Annotated in this window: 1 protein-coding gene; it reads right to left on the bottom strand. The window is 32.8% G+C overall.

Annotated elements, in window-relative coordinates:
• Positions 1-244, bottom strand: a 244-nt coding sequence (locus AC0IW9_RS31715; protein WP_471652255.1) for a hypothetical protein, incomplete at both ends; no start/stop codon positions are given.

The following is a 244-nucleotide window of genomic DNA, read 5'->3' as shown; positions in this document are numbered from 1 at the left end:
ATCTTGTATTGTACCAACAATGCTTGCAGATTGATCAACTTTTAATGCTTTATTGTCCATCCACGAATAAAAAGGACTAAAACTATAGGTTATGTCTTTACCAATGTTGTCTCTCCACGCAAGTGAGAATTCGTAACCAAATGTATTTACATTATTAAAGTTTTCTGTTGGCGTTGTAGCACCAATTGTTGCAGGAACAGATGAATTTAATGCAGTTAAAATGTTTCTTCCATAGTTATAAAAG

It is taken from the genome of Belnapia sp. AC561, assembly GCF_979252845.1.
This window is presented reverse-complemented; position numbering and strand designations above follow the sequence as displayed.